Below are 20,191 nucleotides of genomic sequence, written 5' to 3'. Positions count from 1 at the left end.
CCTCTCTCACCGGCGCCCGGACCCTGCTGCACGCAGGTCGCCACGATGGCGGCCTGCGCCCACCATTGATCGGAGAAAGACCATGCCTGACCCGATTGCGCGCAGTGCGGTGACATCGATATCTTCCGGCCGTCCGGCCCGCCGTGGCCGCTGGCTGATGTTGCTGGCGCTGGCCACCGCGACCGCCGTCCCCACCCTGGCCCAGGCCGCCAACTGTACCGGCGTGCCGGAATGGAACGGTGCGGCGATCTACCTGTCCGGCAGCACCCTGCAGAAAGGCGGGGTGCTGTACCGGGCCAACCAGGACATCTGGAACGCCCCGCCGGATCACCCGGCCGGCGCCCCCTACTACACCAATCTGGGCGCCTGCGATGGTGGCGGCAGCAACCAGCCGCCCAGCGTCAGCCTGACCTCACCCACCGCCGGGGCCAGCTTCACCGCCGGCAGCAGCATCACGGTCAGCGCCAATGCCAGTGACAGCGACGGCAGCGTCAGCAAGGTCGAATTCTTCCGCGGCGGCACCTCGCTCGGCATCGACACCAGCGCGCCCTACAGCGTGACCTGGGCCAACGCGGCCGCCGGCAGCCACACCTTCAAGGCGGTGGCCACCGACAACAACAATGCGGTGACCTCCTCGGCCACGGTCAGCGTGACCGTCACCGCGCCCAGCAACGACACCACCCCGCCCAGCGTTCCGGCCGGGCTGGCCGCACCGTCGAAAACCGCCACCACGGTCAACCTGGCCTGGACCGCGGCGACCGACAACAGCGGCGGCAGCGGCGTGGCCGGTTATGACGTGTACCGCAACGGCAGCCTGGTCGGCTCGCCCAGCGCCACCCAGTACACCGACGGCGGGCTCACCGCGAGCACGGCCTACACCTACACGGTGCGGGCGCGCGACAACGCCGGCAATGCCTCGGCGCAGAGTGGCTCGATCAGCGTGACCACGGCGGCCGGGGGCGGCGGTGGCGGCAGCAAGCGGGTGATCGGCTACTTCACCCAGTGGGGCATCTACGGGCGCAACTACCGGGTCAAGAACATCGACACCAGTGGTTCGGCCGCCAAGCTGACCCACATCAACTACGCCTTCGGCAACGTGCGCAACAACCGCTGCGAAGTCGGCCTCACCCAGGCCTCCGACCCGAACACCGGGGTGGGCGGCGATGCGTTCGCTGATTACACCAAGGCCTTCGGCGCCGGTGAAAGCGTCAGCGGTGGTGCCGATACCTGGGACCAGCCGCTGCGCGGCAACTGGAACCAGCTCAAGCAGCTCAAGGCCAAGCATCCCAACGTGAAGGTGCTGATCTCGCTGGGCGGCTGGACCTGGTCGCGCGGCTTCTCCAGCGCGGCGCAGCCGGCCAACCGCCAGGCGTTCGTGGCCTCGTGCATCGATGCCTACATCAAGGGCAACCTGCCGGTGACCGACGGTGCCGGTGGTGTCGGCGCGGCGGCCGGCGTGTTCGATGGCATCGACATCGACTGGGAATACCCGGTGGCCTGCGGGCTGAGCTGCGGTACCCCGGCCGACAACGCCAACTACACCGCGCTGCTGGCCGAGTTCCGCCGCCAGCTCGATGCGGTGCGCCCGGGTCTGTTGCTGACCGTGGCGGTGGGTGCGGGCATCGACAAGATCCGCGTCACCGACCCGGCCGCGTTCCATCCGTACCTGGACTTCATCAACGTGATGACCTACGACTTCCACGGCGCGTGGGATCCGCAGACCAACCATCACTCGGCGCTGTTCGACTCACCGGCCGATCCGTCCACCGGCGATCAGAAGCTATACAACAGCAACGATGCGATGGAGGCGTTCATCAGCCGCGGGGTGCCGGCCAGCAAGTTGAACCTGGGCATCGGCTACTACGGGCGTGGCTGGACCGGCGTGGCCAGTGGCAACAACGGGCTCTACAGGAGCGCCACGGGCGCGGCGCCGGGCACCTACGAGGCCGGCATCGAGGACTGGAAGGTGCTCAAGAACCTCAGCTGGCCCGGTTACACGGACACCACCGCCAAGGCCACCTGGATCTCCAACGGCACCACGTTCTGGAGCTTCGACACGCCGGCGATGGTCACCGAGAAAATGGGCTACGTGAAGGCCCAGGGCCTGGGTGGCGCGTTCTTCTGGGAGTTCAGCGGCGATGACCCGCAGGGCACGCTGACCAAGGCGATCAGCGACGGCTTGAACTGAGGGTAGCCGGCCAGGGATCGGCCCTACCCCGCAACGACAACGCCCCGGCATGGCCGGGGCGTTTTTATTTTCAGCGGCTGCCGCCAGCAGCGGCGCCACGCTCCAGCGCGGCCTTGAGCTGTGCCGGCGGCAGGTAGCCACCGAGCTGGGTGCCGTCGGCGGCGAAGATCGCCGGGGTGCCGTTCACGCCCATCTGCTGGCCCAGCTTGTACTGCATGGCCACCGGGTTGGTGCAGTTCTTGGCCGCCACCGGGGTGCCGGTCTTGGCGGCCGTCAGCGCCTGCTTGCGGTCGGCGGCGCACCACACCGAGATCATGTCGGTGTAATCCTGGCTGCCCAGGCCCATGCGCGGGAAGGCGAGGTATTCCACGCTGATGCCATTGCGGTTGAGCTCGGCGATATCCTGGTGCAGCTTGCGGCAGTAGCCGCATTCGATATCGGTGAACACGCTGACGGTGTACTTGGCATTGGGCGCGGCGAAGATGATGCGCTCGTTGTGCGGTGCCTGGGCCAGCAGCTTCTGGCGGTAAGCCAGCAGGCCGGCACTGCTGACCGGAGCCTTGTTCTGGATGTCGTACGGCTGGGACTGCATCAGGTAGCGGCCGTCATCGGAGACATACAGCACCTGGCCGGACACCAGCACTTCACGGAACCCCGGGAACGGCGCGGCGCCGATGAAATCCGGCTTGAAATTCGGGTCCAGCTTCTGCAGGGCGGCGCGCACGGTCTGGTCGGCATTGCCGTTGGCGGGGGCGGCCGCGGCAGGCTTGGCGGCCGGGGCGGACGGCTGCTGCGCGCAGGCGGTCAGACTGAGCGCGCCGAACAGCGCGGCAATGGCAAGACGGAGCATCGAGCATTCCGGTGGAAGAAAGTGACCGCGATTCTCGCACAGCCGCCCGCGTGTGCCGCGTTGCCGCGGCCGCTTCAGCCGCGTGGATGGTGCCGGGCGTGCAGCTTCTGCAGGTGTTCGCGCGCCACCAGCGTGTAGATCTGGGTGGTGGACAGCGAGCTGTGGCCAAGCAGCATCTGCAGCGCGCGCAGGTCCGCGCCACGGTTGAGCAGGTGGGTGGCGAAGCTGTGGCGCAGCCCATGCGGGCTGATCCGGACCGGGTCGATGCCGGCCACGGCGGCATATTTCTTTACCAGCGCCCAGAACTGCTGGCGGCTGAGCGGGTGCAGCGAGGGGTCCAGGAACATCGGCACCGCCCCGTCCTGCGCGGCCGGCACCATGCGCTTGCCGGCCAGCTGGGGCCGTGACTCAGCCAGATAGCGCTCCAGCCAGTGCTGGGATTCCTCGCCCAGCGGCACCAGCCGCTCCTTGCTGCCCTTGCCGGTGACCCGCAGCACGCCCTGGCGCAGGTTGACCGCATTGGCCGGCAACAGCACCAGCTCGCTCACGCGCAGCCCGGCGGCGTACATCAGTTCGAGCATGGCGCGGTCGCGCAACCCCATCGGGCTGTCGATATCCGGGGCCGCCAGCAGCGCATCGATCTGGCTTTCGGCCAATGCCTTGGGCAGCAGGCGCGGCAGCCGTGGCGGATCCAGCAGTGCGCTGGGGTCTTCCCTGCGCTGGCCACGGCGCAGCGCATCGGCGAAGAATGCGCGCAACGCCGAGAGCAGGCGCGCATTGCTGCGCGGCGACCAGCCGTGGTGGGCGCGCCAGGCGAGGTAGTCGAACAACCCGGCCCGGTCCACGCCGGCCAGGCCGCCGCCGCTGCCATCACGCCAGCGCGCCAGCCCTTCCAGATCGCGCCGATAGCTGTCCAGGCTGGCCCGGGCCAGCCCTTGTTCGGCCCAGATCGCATCGAGGAAGCGCTGGATCAGCAGCGCATCATCGTCGCGCAACGCCGGGAGGTGCTGGATCAACTGGCGGCGCAGCGCCGGGGTGGAGGCATCGGACATGCCACCAGCATACGGAGCAGACCGCGGCGCGACCATCCACGCGGCGCGGGTGCGCAGGTATGCTCGGCACATGGCCACCCTCGACACCGCCGCCGTTCGCCCCGAGCGCCCCGCCTCCCTGCTGGTGTGGCGGCTGTTGGCGCTGCTGTACGACTTCTTCCCGGCACTGGCGTTGTGGATGTTGATGGGCGCGTTGTTCACCGCCGGCTACAGCGTGGCCGGTCATGCCGCCCGCGAGAACATCGCCCCGTTCAGCGCCCTGCAGTGGCTGCTGTGGCTGTGCTGCTGGATCGTTACCGGCCTGTACGCCACGCTCAGCTGGGGCCGCGGCGGCCAGACCCTGGGCATGCGCCCATGGCGGCTGCAGGTGATCACCCCGGATGGCAGCGCCCCGACCCGCGCGCAGCTGTGGCTACGCTACAGCGTGGGCACCGTCTCGGTGCTGCTGGGCGGCCTGGGCCTGTGGTGGGCCCTGTTCGACCGCCAGCGCCTGACCTGGCACGACCGCGCCAGCGGCACCCGCCTGCAACGCAATCCCAAACCGTAGCGCTATCCGTCAGCCCGATTTGCGCCGGAACAACAGGCCCGACACCACCAGCATCACGATCGGCGGCAGCGCGTAGGCGATGCGGTAGTCGAATTTCAATGCGCCGGCCATACGCCCGAAGAACAGCTGCAGCAGCCAGAAGCCCAGCGCGAACAGGATGCCCAGGAACAGGCGCTTGCCCATGCCGCCGCTACGCAGCGAGCCGAAGGCGAACGGCACCGCCGCCAGACACAACGCCAGCACGTTGACCGGATAGAACCACCGGCTCCAGTAGATGTCTTCGTAGTCGCGCGCATCGAGCCCATTGCGCTTGCGGTATTCGATGCTGGTGCGCAGGTCCATCGCGGTCAGGTTGCGCGGCTTGGCGATACCACTGGCCAGCGCCGCCGCATCCAGGCGCGAGGCCCACGGCTCGGATTCGATCGTCTCGCGTGTGGCCGAACGCTCACCGAACGTATCCCGGCGCACCTTCTTCAACACCCAGCCTTCGGCACCGTGCTCGGCCGCGCCGGCAAACGTCAGCGACGCCAGCCGGCCGTCTTCGCCGATCTTGTACAGCCGCACATCGTTCAGCACCAGCTTGGTACCGCCGCCGGGCAGCAGCTGCTCATCGCCACTGGCGGCGTTGAGGAAGGTGTCGCCCTCGCGCGCCCACAGCCCCGCATAGCGGGCCGCGGCCACGCTGTTGCCGGTCTTGGCGCTGATCTTGATGTCGTCGGCGCGGCCCTGCGCCCACGGCCCCAGCGTTTCGCCGCTGAACACCATCACCGCCGTCAGCAGCGACAGGGCGATCGCCACCGACGCACTCAGGCGCTTGCGCGACAGCCCCAGCGCGCGCAGCGCGGTCAGCTCGGAGGTGGCGGCCAACTGGCCCAGCCCCATCAGCGAACCGATCACCGCCGCGGTCGGGAAGAACGTATAGGCGCGGCGCGGCACGGTGTAGAGCACCCAGGCCGCCGCATGGCCGAGCGTGTAGCCGCCCTTGCCGACATCCTTGAACTCGCCGGAGAACGCCATCACCACGTCCAGCCCGACCAGCACCGCCCAGGTCAGCAGGACCGTGCCGAACACCGCCCGGCCCAGGTAGAGATCAAACCGCATCGGGTGAAGCTTCATGCGGTCCTCCGCGGTCGCGACAACTTGCCATCGCGGAAATACATCCAAAGCGCCAGTGCCAGCAGCGGCAGGCTCAGCCACCACAAGCCCAGCGTGCCCGACAGCTTGCCGTCGGCGATCCAGCGGGTACCGATGAACATCAGGTTCATGCCCACCATGTAAGCGAGGAAGGCCAGCATCATGCGGCCATAGCGCTGCTGGCGCGGCGAACTGCGTGCCAGCGGCAGGGTCATCAGCGCGAAGGCCAACGCGATCAGCGGCGGGGTGATCCGCGAATGCAGCTGGGCCTGCGCGGCCGGGCGGGCATCGCCAAACAACTGGCTGGTGGGCATCAGCTCGGGATCGTCCTTGTCGCGGGTATCGGCGCCGTCGGGCATGGCCACGTCATTGCGCGCGAAGGTCACCAGCCGGTAGTCCAGCGCGCCGTTGGCCGGGCCTTCAACCTGGTGGCCATCGTCCAGCTCCAGGTAGCGCTGGCGGGCGCCCTCGAAGAACATCCGGCCGCGGTCGGCCGAGACCACCTCGATACGGTCGCCCTTCTGCCGCTGCAGGAACACCTTGCCCAGCTGGGTGCCGTCGGGCGACACCGAGGACAGGTAGACCACCCCGCCGTTGGGCAGCGAGGTGAAGCGGCCCGACTCCAGCCCGGCCATCACCACGCTGCGGTTGGCCTCCTCGATCATGGCCTCACCGGTGCGGTCGGCCCAGGGCCCCAGCCACAGCGAGCACAGGCCGATCAGCCCGACCACCGGCAGCACCAGCATCAGCACCGGGCGCAGCAGCCGCTTGGGGCCCACGCCAATGGCGGTGAGCACCGCCATTTCCGAATCCCGGTACAGCCGGGCGGTGGCCAGCAGCAGGCCCAGCATCAGCGCCAGCGGCAGGATCAGCGGCATGTAGACGATGAACTGCAGGCCCAGCTGGGAAAACAGCAGGCGGGCAGGTAGGCGGCCATCGGCGATGTTGCCGAGGATGTCCACCAGGACACCGCCGACACTCACCACCAACAGCACGATCAGGGTGGCCAGGAAACTCTGGACGAAATCACGCAGGAGATAGCGATCGAGCTTCGACATGGGGCGGTGGTTTAAACTCTCGGATTCGTTCGCGGTGCTGCCCAGTCTACTGACGGGACGTAAACAGCTCGCGATTGTACGGATTTGCCAACGGAATCTGATCAATGGCCCTGGAATTCACCCTGAACCACGCAGCGCCGGCCTCGGCCGAGTGCGATTGCGTCATCGTCGGCGCCTATGCCGACCAGACCCTGAGCGCCTCGGCGCAGGCCCTGGATGCCGCCTCGGGCGGTCGCCTGGCGGCCCTGCTCGCCCGCGGCGATGTTGGCGGCAAGACCGGCAACACCACCCTGCTGCACGATCTGCCGGGCGTTACCGCCCCGCGCGTGCTGGTGGTCGGGCTTGGCGAGCCGGCCAAGTTCGGCGTGCCGCAGTACCTCAAGGCGGTCGGCGATGCCAGCCGCGCACTGAAGAGCGGGATCAACCACCATGCGCTGTTCACCCTGACCGAACTGACGGTCAAGGGCCGCGATGCGGCCTGGAACATCCGCCAGGCGATCATCACCGCCGACCACGCCGCCTACCGCTACAGCGCCACGCTGGGCAAGAAGAAGGCCGAAGAACCCGGCCTGACCACGCTGGCCATTGCCGGCGATGACGCCCAGGCACTGGCCCAGGGCCAGGCCATCGCCGCCGGCGTGCAGTACGCCCGCGAGCTGGGCAACCTGCCGCCGAACGTGTGCACCCCGGCCTACCTGGCCGAGTCCTCGGTGGCCTTCGCCCAGGCCCATGCCGGTGCCGACGCGGAGATCCTCGACGAGACGCAGATGGAAGCGCTCGGGATGGGCTCGCTGCTGGCCGTGGCCCGTGGTTCGGCCAACCGCCCGCGCCTGGTGGTGCTGAAGTGGAACAACGGCGGTGACGCCAAGCCGTACGTGCTGGTCGGCAAGGGCATCACCTTCGATACCGGTGGCGTCAACCTGAAGACCCAGGGCGGCATCGAAGAGATGAAGTACGACATGTGCGGTGGCGCCAACGTCATCGGCACCTTCGTCGCGGCGGTCACCGCCAAGCTGCCGCTGAACCTGGTGGTGGTGGTGCCGGCGGTCGAAAACGCCATCGACGGCAACGCCTACCGCCCGTCCGATGTGATCACCTCGATGTCCGGCAAGACCATCGAAGTGGGCAACACCGACGCCGAAGGCCGCCTGATCCTGTGCGACGCGCTGACCTACGCGCAGCGCTTCGAGGGGCAGGCCCTGATCGACGTGGCCACCCTGACCGGTGCCTGCGTGGTGGCCCTGGGCCACCAGACCGCCGGCCTGATGACCAAGCACGACGACCTGGCCAATGAGCTGCTGGCCGCCGGCGAGCACGTGTTCGACCGCGCCTGGCGCCTGCCGTTGTGGGACGAATACCAGCCGATGCTGGATTCGACCTTCGCCGACGTCTACAACATCGGCGGCCGCTGGGCCGGTGCGATCACCGCCGGCTGCTTCCTGTCGCGCTTCGCCGAAGGCCAGCGCTGGGCCCACCTGGACATCGCCGGCGTGGCCAGCGACGAAGGCAAGCGCGGCATGGCCACCGGTCGCCCGGTCGGCCTGCTCAGCCAGTGGCTGCTGGACCAGGCCGCCCGCGCCTGATCCGCTGCCCGATCGCGGCCGCCTTTACCGGTGGCCGCGATCCTGCCCGGCCTGTGCCGGGCCTTCCCTTCCGCTCCAGGCCCGCCCATGTCCCGTGCTGATTTCTACCTGATCGCCAAGCCCCGCTTCCTGACCCAGCCCCTGCGGCTGGTGTGCGAACTGGCGCGCAAGGCCAACGACGCCGGGTTGTTCACCCTGGTGCTGGCGCGTGACCAGGCCCAGGCGGAGGAGCTGGACGAGCTGCTGTGGTCGTTCGACGAAGATGCCTACATTCCGCATCAGATCGCCGGCGAAGACATGGACGAGGAAGAGGCGCTGGTGCTGATCGCCGTCCCCGGTACCGAGGCCCCGGCCCGCCCGCTGGTGATCAACCTGCGTGACGACCCCTACCTGGCCAGCTGCGACCGCGTGCTGGAAGTGGTCCCGGCCGACCCGGAGGCGCGCGAACCGCTGCGCGAGCGCTGGCGCCAGTACAAGGCGCTGGGCTTTGACCTCAACAAGTACGACATGTAAGCCCCCGGCACCCCGCGCGGGTGCCACCGCCGACGCTGGAGACCCTTGATGCGCCTGCTGATCGCCCTGATCTTTCCCTGGTTGTCGTTCTTCACCATCGGCCGCCCGTTTGCGGGCATCCTCTGCCTGATCCTGCAGATCACCCTGATCGGCTGGCTGCCTGCCGCAATCTGGGCCGCCTACGCGGTCTCCCAGTTCCATACCGACGTGAAGATCCGCCGCGCTCTCGGCCGCTGATCTCCCGGTATCCCCACCTTCGTCTTCGCTTCCGGTTTCCGCATGACCCAACTCGCCTCCAGCTACGACCCTAAAACCTTTGAAACGGAGCTGTACGACTCCTGGGAAAAGGCCGGCCACTTCAAGCCGTCCGGCAAGGGCGAGCCGTACACCATCCTGCTGCCGCCGCCGAACGTCACCGGCACGCTGCACATGGGCCATGCCTTCCAGCAGACCCTGATGGATGCGCTGGTGCGCTACCACCGCATGCGCGGTTACGACACGCTGTGGCAGGTGGGTACCGACCACGCCGGCATCGCCACGGAAATGGTGGTGTCGCGCAACCTGGCGCTGGCCGGCAATGGCGAGACCCGTGATTCGCTGGGCCGCGATGGCTTCATTGAAAAGGTGTGGGACTGGAAGGCGCAGTCCGGTGACACCATCGAGCGCCAGATGCGCCGCCTGGGCACGTCCAGCGACTGGTCGCGCAGCACTTTCACCATGGACCCGCAGCCGTCCGAAGCGGTGATCGAGGCGTTCGTGCGCTGGCACGAACAGGGCCTGATCTACCGCGGCCAGCGCCTGGTCAACTGGGACCCGGTGCTGAAAACCGCCATTTCCGACCTGGAAGTGGAGAGTGTGGAGGAAGACGGCTTCCTGTGGTCGATCGCCTATGCGCTGGAAGACGGTGCCAGCTACGAACACGTCGAGCGCGATGCGGACGGCGTGGAGACCCTGCGCGAAACCCGCCATTACCTGGTGGTGGCCACCACCCGCCCGGAGACCCTGCTGGGCGACACCGCGGTGATGGTGCACCCGGAAGACGAACGCTACGCGCACCTGATCGGGCGCAGCGTGACCCTGCCGCTGACCGGGCGCAGCGTGCCGGTGATCGCCGATGACTACGTGGACCGCGCGTTCGGCACTGGCGTGGTCAAGGTCACCCCGGCGCATGACTTCAACGATTACCAGGTGGGCGTGCGCCACAACCTGCCCATGATCAATCTGTTCACCCCGGTGGCGGCGATCAACGACAACGCCCCGGAGAAATACCGCGGGCTGGACCGCTACGAAGCCCGCAAGGTGATCCTGGCCGAGCTGGAAGACCTGGGCATCCTGGTGGAAACCCGCGCGCACAAGCTGCAGGTGCCGCGTGGCGACCGGACCCAGCAGGTGATCGAGCCGTACCTGACCGACCAGTGGTTCGTGAAGATGGACGTGCTGGCCAAGCGCGGCCTGGAACTGGTCGAGAACGGTTCGATCCAGTTCGTTCCGGCCAACTGGATCAACACCTACCGCCACTGGATGGAGAACATCCAGGACTGGTGCATCAGCCGCCAGCTGTGGTGGGGCCACCGCATCCCGGCGTGGTTCGACGACGCCGGCACCTGCTATGTCGGCCGCGACGAGGCCGAAGCGCGCGCCAAGAACGGGCTGGGAGATGACGTCGCCCTGCACCAGGACAGCGACGTGCTGGAAACCTGGTTCTCCTCGCAGCTGTGGCCGTTCTCCACCCTGGGCTGGCCGAATGAGCAGGCCATGGCCGAGCGCGGCTTCGAGCGCTACCTGCCGTCGTCGGTGCTGATCACCGGTTTCGACATCATCTTCTTCTGGGTGGCCCGCATGATCATGGCCACCGACAGCTTCACCGGGAAGATTCCGTTCAAGGATGTCTACATCACCGGCCTGATCCGCGATGCGCAGGGCCAGAAGATGTCCAAGTCCAAGGGCAACGTGCTCGACCCGCTGGACATCATCGACGGCATCTCCATCGACGACCTGATCGCCAAGCGCACCACCGGGCTGATGAAGCCCAAGGACGCGCCGAAGATCGAGAAGGCCACCCGCCGCGAATTCCCCGAGGGCATCATCGCCCACGGTGCCGACGCGCTGCGCTTCACCATCGCCGCGCTGGCCACCCACGGCCGCGACATCAAGTTCGACATGAGCCGCGCCGAGGGCTACAAGAACTTCTGCAACAAGCTGTGGAATGCCAGCCGCTTCACCCTGATGAACACCGAGGGCAGCCGCTTCACCGGCATTCCGCAGCCACGCACCGATGCCGAGCGCTGGATCCTGGCGCGCCTGGCGGCGGTCTCGGCCGAGGCACAGACGCATTACGCCAACTACCGCTTCGACCTGCTGGCGCAGTGCCTGTACGAGTTCGCGTGGAACGAGTTCTGCGACTGGTTCCTGGAGCTGACCAAGCCGGCGCTCAATGGCGACAACGCCGACGACGCCACCAGCACCCGCCACACCCTGCTGTACGTGCTCGAAGCGCTGCTGCGCCTGCTGCACCCGCTGACCCCGTTCGTCACCGAGCAGCTGTGGCGGCAGGTCGCACCGCGCTTGGGCATTGAGGGTGACACGCTGTCGCTGCGCCCTTACCCGACTGCCGAGGAGTTCGCGGGCGATTACGCGCGCGCCGAAGCCGATGTGGAATGGCTCAAGGCGATGGTCAGCGCGCTGCGCCGCGTGCGCAGCGAACTGAACGTACCGCCGGCCAAGCAGGTCACCCTGCTGCTGCAGAACGGCAGCGACGAGGACCGCAACCGCATCGCGCGCTTCGCCGCCTCGCTGTCGTTCCTGCTCAAGCTGGAACGCATCGACTGGCTGGCCGCCGACAGCGAAACCCCGCCTTCGGCCGCCGCGATCGTGGGCGAGCTGAAGCTGCTGGTGCCGCTGGAAGGCCTGGTCGACCTGGGTGCCGAACGTGCCCGCCTGGACAAGGAAATCGCCCGTGTCGAGTCGGAGAAGGACAAGAGTGAAACCAAGCTCTCCAAGTTCACCGACAAGGTACCGCCGGCGGTGATCGAACAGGAGCGCGTGCGCCTGGTCGACTGGACCGCGCAGCTGGCCGGCCTGCGCGAGCAGCGCGCCAAACTGTAAGACCGACAACGCCGCCGCAAGGCGGCGTTGTTGTATGCGGCCCGCTGCAAATCGGTAGCGCCATGCCATGCATGGCTGCTCTTCGTTCCAACGCGTACCGCCTACAGCGGTGGCATCGTCTGGATGTCGTCGTCGACCAGTTCCATCGCCATCACCAGCGCATCCTCGCGGCCCTCGCGTGCGGGGTAATAGCGCGGGCGGCGGCCGATCTCGTTGAACCCTTCGCTGTGGTACAGCGCCACGGCCGGGGTGTTGGACGGGCGTACTTCGAGGAACACGCGCTGCGCCTTGTGCTCACGGGCCAGTTCGACCAGCGCGCGGAACAGATAACGGCCCAGGCCGCGCGACTGGTTCGTCGGGTCCACGCAGACATTGAGCACATGCGCCTCATCCGCGGCCAGGCTCAACACGCCGTAGCCGATCAGCATGCCGTCGTCTTCCAGCGCCAGCGCCGGGTAACCGGCGCGCAGGCAGTCCACGAAGATGCCGCGCGTCCACGGAAAGGGATAGCCGCGCAGCTCGATCACCATCACCGCATCCAGGTCACTCTCGCGCAGCGCGCGCAGCGACAGGGGCCGCGGCGAGCTGACCGCGCTCACGGCCGGCCCTGCTTGCGCAGTGCCCGCAGCTGCGGCCACAGCGCGCGCTTGGCGGCCGCGTTGCCGCGCAGTTCGTCCAGCTTCCAACCGGCCATCAACGCCTGCGTTTCCGGCGCGGCCGGGTTGCAGCCGGAGGCCCGCAGCAGCGCGATCTGCAGGCGGTCGGGCATGCGTACCGCTGCCCGTCGGCCACCGGCCGCGCGTTCGCGGGTCGGCTGGGTATCCGGCGTGGCACTGACCGGGGCACTGCGCGTCGGCGGCGCGGCATCCACCGGCGGCGCCCGCCGCGGTGCGGGTGCCTGCGCTGGCGCCGCGTCCGTTACGACCGGGGCAACACGCAGTTCAATCTCAGGAACCGCGCTGGCCTCTTCCACCTGGCCATCCACGAACACGGTGTAGCCCATCGCCTGCAGCCAGGACTGCTGCGCCGGGGACCACAACGGCGGGACGGCCGCGCCACTCATGCGTTGGGCTCGACCGGCTTGCGGGTGCGCTGCCACAGCCAGGCCATCGGGCCGGACAGGGCGTACACCACGCCCACCGCCAGCAGCACGCGCGGCAGGTCGATGACCATGATCGCGATGCCGATCGGCACCAGCGCCAGCACCAGGAACGGCACGCGATCGGCGCGCGGGCCCTTCTCACCGCCGCCCTTGAAGCTCCAGAAGCGGATCCGGCTGACCATCAGCAGCGCCGCGATCAGGGTCACGCCCAGCGCCACGTAGCGCAGCTGATTGCCGTCCCAGCCCAGGTTGCCATCGGCGAAGGCCCACACGAAGGACATCATCAGGCCCGCCGCGGCCGGACTGGCCAGGCCGATGAACCAGCGCTTGTCGACCACGGTGACCTGGGTATTGAAGCGGGCCAGGCGCAGGGCCGCGCAGGCCGCATACAGGAAGGCAACCGCCCAGCCGACCCGGCCCATCACCGGGTCATCGAATTTCAGCCAGGACAGCGACCAGTGGTACATCACCAGGGCCGGGGCCATGCCGAAGCTGACCAGGTCCGCCAGCGAGTCGTATTGCACACCGAATTCGCTGCTGGTGCCGGTCAGGCGGGCCACCCGGCCGTCCAGACCGTCCATGACCGCGGCCACGAACACGGCGATGGCGGCGTTGACAAAGTCGCCGTTGGCCGCCGCGATGATCGCGTAGAAGCCGGCAAACAGGCCTGCGGTGGTGAACAGGTTGGGCAGCAGGTAAATGCTGCGCGAGCGCGGCGGGGGTTTCATCTGATCCATACCGGCCAGTTTAGTGGGTGTGACGCCCTTTGGGGCAGTGCAGCGACGGTGGCGGCCGCGGGCCGGGCGACCGCTGCCCCGGCCCAGCGTCCCGCCGGTCGCCTCCGGCTTGCCAGCAGGCAGCCGGGATGCTGCAATCGCGCCCTTGTCCCGCTTGCCCGGAGTTGCCATGCGTGCCCTGCCCTCGCTGTGCTGCCTGCTGCTGCTCGCCAGCGCCTCGGCCACCGCCGGTACCGTTTATAAGTGGAAGGACGCCAACGGCGTGACCCAGTATTCGGAAAAGCCCCCGGCCGGACAGAAATTCGAATCGCGCCAGGTGCAGAACCGCGACCCGGTGGCGCGTACCCCCGCCGCTCCGGCGGCCCCGGCCGAATCCAGCGACTGCACCACCGCGCGCAGCAACCTGGACCTGCTCAACGGCACGGGGACGGTGATGCAGGACACCAACGGCGACGGCAAGGCCGACACCGCGCTGAACGATGAGCAGCGTGGCGCCCAGAAGAACCTGGCCGAAGCGGCAATCAAGGCCTACTGCAAGCCGGCCGCCTGAGCGGCCTGGGCGGGCCCACGGGCCTTGCCCGTGTCAGGTTTGTGACGCGATCGGGGTCTCCTGCCCTGCTGTGATGGGCAGGGCGGCGGCCGGACTGGCAGAATATCGGCTTCTGCCGTTCAGCGAAGCCGACGATGCGCCTCTCCCAGTTCCACCTGCACACCACCAAGGAAACCCCCAGTGACGCGGAGCTCACCAGCCACCGCTTGATGCTGCGCGCGGGCATGATCCGCAAGCTGGCCTCGGGGCTGTACACCTGGTCGCCGCTGGGCCTGCGCGTGATGCGCAAGGTCGAGCGCATCGTGCGCGAGGAAATGGAGCGTGCCGGCGCGGTTGAATTCCAGATTCCGACCATCCAGCCCAAGGAACTGTGGGAAGCCACCGGGCGCTGGGAAAAGTTCGGCCCGCAGTTGCTGAAGATCAAGGACCGCAAGGAGCAGGTGTTCTGCTACAGCCCCACCGCCGAAGAGGCCGCGGCCGATTTCGCGCGCCAGGAACTGTCCAGCTACAAGCAGCTGCCGGTCAATTTCTTCCAGATCCAGACCAAGTTCCGCGACGAGATCCGCCCGCGCTTCGGGGTGATGCGCGCGCGCGAATTCCTGATGAAGGATGCCTATTCCTTCCACCTGCACGATGACTGCCTGGTGCGCGAGTACGAGAACATGAAGGCGGCCTACAGCCGTATCTTCACCCGCCTGGGCCTGGATTTCCGCATGGTGCAGGCCGACTCCGGCGCGATCGGCGGTGATGCGTCGCAGGAATTCCACGTGATCGCCGATTCCGGCGAAGACGCGCTGGTGTTCTCCACCGGCTCGGACTACGCGGCCAACATGGAAGCGGCCGTCGCGGCCGAACCGGCGCCGCGCCCGGCCGCCAGCGAAGACCTGCGCAAGCTTGAAACCCCGACCCAGAAGACCTGCGAAGCCGTGGCCGCATTGCTGGGCCTGGGCCTGGAGCGCACGGTCAAGTCGGTGGCGATCATGAGCGAAACCGGCTTCGTGCTGGCACTGGTGCGCGGTGACCACGACGTCAATGAAATCAAGCTGGGCAAGGTCGAGGGCCTGCAGGGCTACCGCATGGCCGGCGAAGCGGAAATCGCCACGCATCTGGGCAGCGAACCGGGTTTCCTGGGCCCGCTCAACCCGGCCCAGCCGATCCGCCTCGTGGTTGACCGCGAGGTAGCGGCGATGGCGGACTTCGTCGTTGGCGCCAATGAGGTCGGTTTTCATATTGCCGGCGTCAACTGGGGCCGCGACCTTGCCGAACCGGGTTCGCCCGGTATCGACGTGGCCGATATCCGCAATGCGAAGGAAGGTGATCGTGCCGCCGACGGTGGCACGCTGAAAATCGCACGCGGCATCGAAGTGGGCCACGTATTCCAGCTCGGCCGCCAGTATGCCCACGCGATGAATGCCACCGTGCTCGATGAGAATGGCAAGGCCGCGGTGTTGGCGATGGGCTGCTATGGCATCGGCATCTCGCGGATTGTCGCGGCGGCGATCGAACAGAATCACGATGACGCCGGCATTATCTGGCCCGAGGCGATGGCGCCGTGGCAGGTGGTGGTCTGCGTGATCAATCCCAAGCAGGATGAAAGCGTCGCTGCCGCTGCCGCCGAACTGCTGGCCCAGCTGCAGGCTGCCGGCCTGGACGCGGCACTGGACGACCGTGGCCTGCGCCCGGGTTCGATGTTTGCCGACATGGAACTGATTGGCGTGCCGCACCGCGTGGTGGTGTCCGAACGCGGCCTGGCCGCCGGTACTTACGAGTACCGCGCACGCCGCGCCAGCGAGGCCGAGAGCCTGGACCGCGACACGCTGCTGGCCCGTCTGACGGGGTGATGACAAGGCCGGGTGGAATATCCCGGCTTTTCATTTCCCGGGACCGATTACATTTTCCGTTGACCGCTGTGCAGTACCCCGATCGATAGGTATGCTGTCGGCGACGCCAAGGACCGGCTCACCCCGTCCTTAATTAGATTCCGGAGCAGTAGATGAGTATTGACCTGAGTGGCCTGTCCGCCAAAGAGCTGGGCGCCCTGATCAAGAGCGCCAAGAAGCAGCAGACCTTCGTTGCCAAGCGGCCGGCCATTACCCGCGTGCGTTCCCAGCTGACCAAGCTGGCCAAGGCCTCGGGCTACACCATTGAAGAACTGTTCGCTGACGTCGCACCGGCCCGCGGTCGCGCCAAGGCCACCAAGGCTCCGGCCAAGAAGGCCGTGCGCAAGCTGGGCAAGGTCGCGCCGAAGTACCGCAACCCGGCCAACCCGAAGGAAACCTGGACCGGCCGTGGCAAGCAGCCGCGCTGGTTGGCCGCACACACGGCCAAGGGCAAGAAGGTCGAAGACTTCCTGATCAAGAAGTAATCAAAACAGTTTCGAATGAAAATAAAACGCCGGCGCAATGCCGGCGTTTTTCATGGTCGTGACCGGGTCAACCGATCAGAGATTCTTGCGTGCCGGAATCAGCAGGTTGCCGAACAACAGGCCGGCAACCAACGCCATCACCACGTTGAGCACGGTCATCAGCACGGTCTGCCCGGCACTCATGTCCTGCTGCTGGACCAGGGTAAGCACGCCACGCAGGCTGGTACTGCCCGGTACCAGCATGATGATGCCGGGCAGGCGGATGATCGCCCCCGGGCGCTGCACCCACCGCCCGAACAGATTGCCGGCGGCGGTCATCACCATGGCCGACATGAAAATACCGGCCGGCAGGCCCCAGGCCTGCCCGGCGAATTTGGAAATGGCATAGCCGGCCACGGCCGCGGCCATCACCCACGGATAATCGCGGCGATTGGCCTTGAACAGCATCGCGAACGCGAACGCGGCCAGCAGCAGCGCGCTCCATTCCACCCAGTCGGCCTGCGGGCGCGACGCGCGCACCAGCGGATCCAAACCGATGATGCCCGACAGCGTCACCGCGATCACCGCGCCCACGGTGAGTTTCAGGATGGTGGTGACCGCACCGGCAAACCGTGCCGTGCCCGATACCCAATGCTGACTGGCCAGTTCATTGACCGCATTGGTCAGCGACATCCCGGGCAGCATCACCACCAGCGAGGCGATGATCACCGTGTTGAGATTGAGCGGGCCGATGAACGAGGCCACCAGCGCCGCCACCGTACCGGCCAGCAGTGCGGCGAGCGCCTCGCTGGCCTCGCGCGAGGCCGGGCGGCGGTCGGTATACAGCGTCATGACACCGATCAACAGGCCGATCACGCCGGCGGTGGCGATGTCCAGCCACGGCAGTTTCCACAACCCGGCCACGCCGGCCGCGCCCAGGCTGTAGGACAGGATCATGCGGATCTTGCCGCGACGACCCGGATCCTTGTCCAGTTGCCGCAGTGCCGTATGGCCCTGGGCGATGCTCATGGTGCCGTTGGCCACCGCATCGGTGATCTGGTCGGCGATGCTGAGTTTATGCAGATCGTTTTCACCCGGCGCCAACCGGATCACGCGGGTGATATCCGATGAACCGATCGCCTTGGTCGGGTCGCTGAAACTCAGGATCAACCCGGTCGGGTTCGACCAGGGCTCGCAATCCAGGTCCAGCCGCTGCGCCAGCGCGACCACTGCCGCCTCCAGTCGCTGCGCGGTGGTGCCATAACTGTGCAGGCGCCCGGCGATTTCCGAAACGAAAGCCACCCGCTGTGCGTAGGTGGCCTGGGGGGGAACGATGGTGGCGGTGTCGAGGGACATGCTTCGTAGTATTACCCGAAGGCTGCCCGGGCTGAACAACGATCTTGCCGCAGCCCATACTTGGCGTCCACACGGACAAGGTATGCTGCGCGCAGGACGCCCCATGACGCCAAATCAAGCCCCCCACCTCGAACAGGATCCACAGGACCCCGGCCTGGTCCGGTTGTCCGGCCACTGGACCTTGCACACCGCGCTGGACGCGGCCGAGGTGCTGCGTGGCATGCCCGAAGCACTGACCGCGATCGATGCCAGCGGCATCACCCAGCTCGATTCCGCCGGCGTGCTGCAGGTGCTGCGCGTTGCCCATCGCGCCGACCTGGGCGAGGACGCACTGCATTTTCGCGAAGAACACCGTGCGCTGGTCTGCACCATCGAAGAAGTGGCCGATGACCGGCCCCGGCCCAAGCGTGACTTCGGCGTGCTGGCCGCGCTGGAACGGTTGGGCGTCAGCGTGCATGGCATGGGCCACAACATCGTGGCGCTGGCCAGCTTCCTGGGCGAGAACCTGGTCAAGGGCGTGCGCCTGTTCAAGGAGCCACGCCGCTTCCGCCTCACCGCCACGGTAGCCCAGATGGAACAGGTGGGCCTGGATGCGGTGCCGCTGGTGGCGCTTCTGTCCTACCTGGTCGGCGCGGTGATCGCCTTCCTGGGCTCGACGATCCTGCGCGACTTCGGCGCAGAGATCTACGTGGTGGAACTGGTCAGCATCGCGTTCCTGCGCGAGTTCGCGGTGCTGCTGACCGCCATCGTGCTGGCCGGCCGCACCGCCAGCGCGTTCACCGCGCAGATCGGTGCGATGAAGGCCCGCGAGGAAATCGATGCGATGCGGACGCTGGGGTTGGACCCGGTCGACCTGCTGGTGCTGCCGCGCCTGATCGCCCTGCTGGTCACGCTGCCGCTGCTGACCTTCATCGCGATGGTCGCCGGCCTGGCCGGTGGCATCACCGTGGGCGCCTTCGACCTGGGCATCCCGCCGCAGATGTACATCGCGCGGATGCACGAGACCATGGAAGTGCGCAACATGCTGGTGGGGTTGTCCAAGGCGCCGGTGTTCGCGCTGGTGATCGGCCTGATCGGCTGCCTGGAAGGCCTGAAGGTCGAAGGCACCGCGCAGTCGGTCGGCGAACGCACCACCTCCAGCGTGGTGCAGGCGATTTCACTGGTGATCATCCTCGACGCGTTCGCCGCGCTGTGGTTCATGAAGATGGGCTGGTAAGCGATGCGCACCGACGACGATGCCAACCTGGTGATCCGCGTACGCGGTCTGGTCAACCACTTCGGTGCGCAGACCGTGCATGACGGCGTGGACCTGGACGTGCGCCGTGGCGAGATTCTCGGCGTGGTGGGCGGCTCGGGTACCGGCAAATCGGTCCTGATGCGCAGCATCCTGGGCCTGCGCGAGCCCGATGCCGGCCAGATCGAGGTGCTGGGCGTGGATGCCCGTTCCAGCGATCCCGCCAATCGCCTGCACATCGAACGCAACACCGGGGTGCTGTTCCAGGATGGCGCGCTGTTTTCCTCGCTGACCGTGGGCGAGAACGTGCAAGTACCGCTCAAGGAACACCATCGCGAGCTGCCCGAGCGCTGGCACTACGAACTGGCGCTGCTCAAGGTGAAGCTCGCGGGCCTGCCGGCCGATGCGATCAACAAGCTGCCTTCGCAGCTGTCCGGCGGCATGCGCAAGCGCGCCGGCCTGGCGCGCGCGCTGGCGCTGGACCCGCCGCTGCTGTTTCTCGACGAGCCCACTGCCGGGCTGGACCCGATCGGCGCGGCCGCCTTCGACCGCCTGATCAAGACCCTGCAGGAAGCGCTGGGGCTGACCGTCTTCCTGATCACACATGATCTGGACACCCTGTATGCCATCTGTGACCGGGTGGCGGTGCTGGCCGACCGCAAGGTCATCGCCAATGCACCGCTGCACGAGATCGAACAGATCGACCACCCGTGGATCCAGGAGTACTTCCACGGGCCACGGGCCCGCGCGGCACGCGACGCGCGCCCCACTGAAGGCCAGGCGCGCACCCCCGCATCACCGCGCGCCAGCGAGGATGAAACACCATGAACCACCGCTG

At 67.5% G+C, this 20,191-nt stretch carries 18 protein-coding genes and 1 pseudogene; 11 read left to right on the top strand and 8 right to left on the bottom strand.

Annotated features, from left to right (window positions below):
* The first annotated feature begins 82 nt into the window (after positions 1-82).
* Positions 83-2,188, top strand: a complete 2,106-nt coding sequence (locus AC3IPM_RS02985; protein WP_489302456.1) for a glycosyl hydrolase family 18 protein — start codon at positions 83-85, stop codon at positions 2,186-2,188.
* Positions 2,189-2,258: 70 nt separating this feature from the next.
* Here the strand turns inward: AC3IPM_RS02985 and AC3IPM_RS02980 are convergent, their stop codons facing one another.
* Both AC3IPM_RS02980 and xerD read right to left on the bottom strand, forming a co-directional pair.
* Entirely contained in the window at positions 2,259-3,038 is a 780-nt protein-coding gene (locus tag AC3IPM_RS02980) for a thioredoxin fold domain-containing protein (RefSeq protein WP_489302455.1), read from the bottom strand.
* Positions 3,039-3,112: 74 nt separating this feature from the next.
* A complete protein-coding gene (xerD, locus tag AC3IPM_RS02975) occupies positions 3,113-4,090 on the bottom strand; it encodes a site-specific tyrosine recombinase XerD (RefSeq protein ID WP_489302453.1) in 978 nt (325 codons plus the stop codon).
* Positions 4,091-4,160: 70 nt separating this feature from the next.
* Here xerD and AC3IPM_RS02970 point away from each other — a divergent pair, with 70 nt between their 5' ends.
* On the top strand, positions 4,161-4,637 hold the full coding sequence (locus AC3IPM_RS02970; protein ID WP_489302452.1) for an RDD family protein: 477 nt from the start codon (positions 4,161-4,163) through the stop codon (positions 4,635-4,637).
* Between the two features lie 9 nt (positions 4,638-4,646).
* On the opposite strand, the gene lptG is transcribed toward AC3IPM_RS02970, so the two are convergent.
* Together lptG and lptF are read right to left on the bottom strand one after the other, a co-directional pair.
* Positions 4,647-5,753, bottom strand: a complete 1,107-nt coding sequence (gene lptG / locus AC3IPM_RS02965) for an LPS export ABC transporter permease LptG (protein WP_489302451.1) — start codon at positions 5,751-5,753, stop codon at positions 4,647-4,649.
* Complete coding sequence (gene lptF, locus AC3IPM_RS02960; protein ID WP_489302450.1) at positions 5,750-6,829, bottom strand: LPS export ABC transporter permease LptF; 1,080 nt, start codon at positions 6,827-6,829, stop codon at positions 5,750-5,752. Before lptF ends, lptG begins: the two co-directional genes overlap by 4 nt.
* A 104-nt stretch (positions 6,830-6,933) precedes the next feature.
* Between lptF and AC3IPM_RS02955 the strand changes: the two genes are divergently transcribed.
* The 4 genes from AC3IPM_RS02955 to AC3IPM_RS02940 all read left to right on the top strand — a co-directional run bounded on the left by AC3IPM_RS02955 (position 6,934) and on the right by AC3IPM_RS02940 (position 12,030).
* Positions 6,934-8,412, top strand: a complete 1,479-nt coding sequence (locus tag AC3IPM_RS02955) for a leucyl aminopeptidase (RefSeq protein ID WP_489302449.1) — start codon at positions 6,934-6,936, stop codon at positions 8,410-8,412.
* 87 nt (positions 8,413-8,499) lie between these two features.
* A complete protein-coding gene (locus AC3IPM_RS02950) occupies positions 8,500-8,925 on the top strand; it encodes a DNA polymerase III subunit chi (RefSeq protein WP_489302448.1) in 426 nt (141 codons plus the stop codon).
* A gap of 48 nt (positions 8,926-8,973) precedes the next feature.
* Positions 8,974-9,162: a YqaE/Pmp3 family membrane protein gene (locus AC3IPM_RS02945; RefSeq protein ID WP_489302447.1), complete on the top strand. Its 189-nt coding sequence runs from the start codon at positions 8,974-8,976 to the stop codon at positions 9,160-9,162.
* A 42-nt stretch (positions 9,163-9,204) separates the two neighbouring features.
* Positions 9,205-12,030 carry a valine--tRNA ligase gene (locus AC3IPM_RS02940; protein WP_489302446.1) on the top strand — a complete coding sequence of 942 codons (2,826 nt, stop codon included), beginning with the start codon at positions 9,205-9,207 and terminating at the stop codon, positions 12,028-12,030.
* A gap of 101 nt (positions 12,031-12,131) precedes the next feature.
* Here the strand turns inward: AC3IPM_RS02940 and rimI are convergent, their stop codons facing one another.
* Genes rimI through pssA form a run of 3 tightly spaced genes read right to left on the bottom strand, consistent with a single transcriptional unit; the run spans position 12,132 to position 13,869 of the window.
* Positions 12,132-12,629, bottom strand: coding sequence for a ribosomal protein S18-alanine N-acetyltransferase (rimI, locus tag AC3IPM_RS02935; RefSeq protein WP_489302445.1), 498 nt, complete (start codon positions 12,627-12,629; stop codon positions 12,132-12,134).
* Positions 12,626-13,093: a hypothetical protein gene (locus AC3IPM_RS02930; protein ID WP_489302444.1), complete on the bottom strand. Its 468-nt coding sequence runs from the start codon at positions 13,091-13,093 to the stop codon at positions 12,626-12,628. Before AC3IPM_RS02930 ends, rimI begins: the two co-directional genes overlap by 4 nt.
* Positions 13,090-13,869, bottom strand: a complete 780-nt coding sequence (gene pssA, locus AC3IPM_RS02925) for a CDP-diacylglycerol--serine O-phosphatidyltransferase (RefSeq protein WP_489302443.1) — start codon at positions 13,867-13,869, stop codon at positions 13,090-13,092. Before pssA ends, AC3IPM_RS02930 begins: the two co-directional genes overlap by 4 nt.
* Positions 13,870-14,038: 169 nt before the next feature.
* Between pssA and AC3IPM_RS02920 the strand changes: the two genes are divergently transcribed.
* From AC3IPM_RS02920 to AC3IPM_RS02910, 3 genes and pseudogenes are all read left to right on the top strand, one after another.
* Positions 14,039-14,419: a DUF4124 domain-containing protein gene (locus AC3IPM_RS02920; RefSeq protein WP_489302442.1), complete on the top strand. Its 381-nt coding sequence runs from the start codon at positions 14,039-14,041 to the stop codon at positions 14,417-14,419.
* A gap of 134 nt (positions 14,420-14,553) precedes the next feature.
* Entirely contained in the window at positions 14,554-16,260 is a 1,707-nt protein-coding gene (locus AC3IPM_RS02915; RefSeq protein ID WP_489302441.1) for a proline--tRNA ligase, read from the top strand.
* A gap of 152 nt (positions 16,261-16,412) precedes the next feature.
* Positions 16,413-16,781 (top strand): annotated as a pseudogene (locus AC3IPM_RS02910) (H-NS histone family protein); the annotation flags it as partial.
* Between the two features lie 78 nt (positions 16,782-16,859).
* On the opposite strand, the gene AC3IPM_RS02905 reads toward AC3IPM_RS02910, so the two are convergent.
* Positions 16,860-18,119, bottom strand: coding sequence for a threonine/serine exporter family protein (locus AC3IPM_RS02905; protein ID WP_489302440.1), 1,260 nt, complete (start codon positions 18,117-18,119; stop codon positions 16,860-16,862).
* 103 nt (positions 18,120-18,222) lie between these two features.
* Here AC3IPM_RS02905 and AC3IPM_RS02900 point away from each other — a divergent pair, with 103 nt between their 5' ends.
* On the top strand, positions 18,223-19,335 hold the full coding sequence (locus AC3IPM_RS02900) for an ABC transporter permease (RefSeq protein ID WP_489302439.1): 1,113 nt from the start codon (positions 18,223-18,225) through the stop codon (positions 19,333-19,335).
* A gap of 3 nt (positions 19,336-19,338) precedes the next feature.
* Positions 19,339-20,181: an ABC transporter ATP-binding protein gene (locus tag AC3IPM_RS02895; protein ID WP_489302438.1), complete on the top strand. Its 843-nt coding sequence runs from the start codon at positions 19,339-19,341 to the stop codon at positions 20,179-20,181.
* Positions 20,182-20,191: the final 10 nt, after the last annotated feature.

The sequence above is a fragment of the Stenotrophomonas sp. GL_111 genome (genome assembly GCF_057835245.1).
Note: the sequence above shows the minus strand (reverse complement) of the source record. Positions and strands in the feature narration are given on the sequence as shown.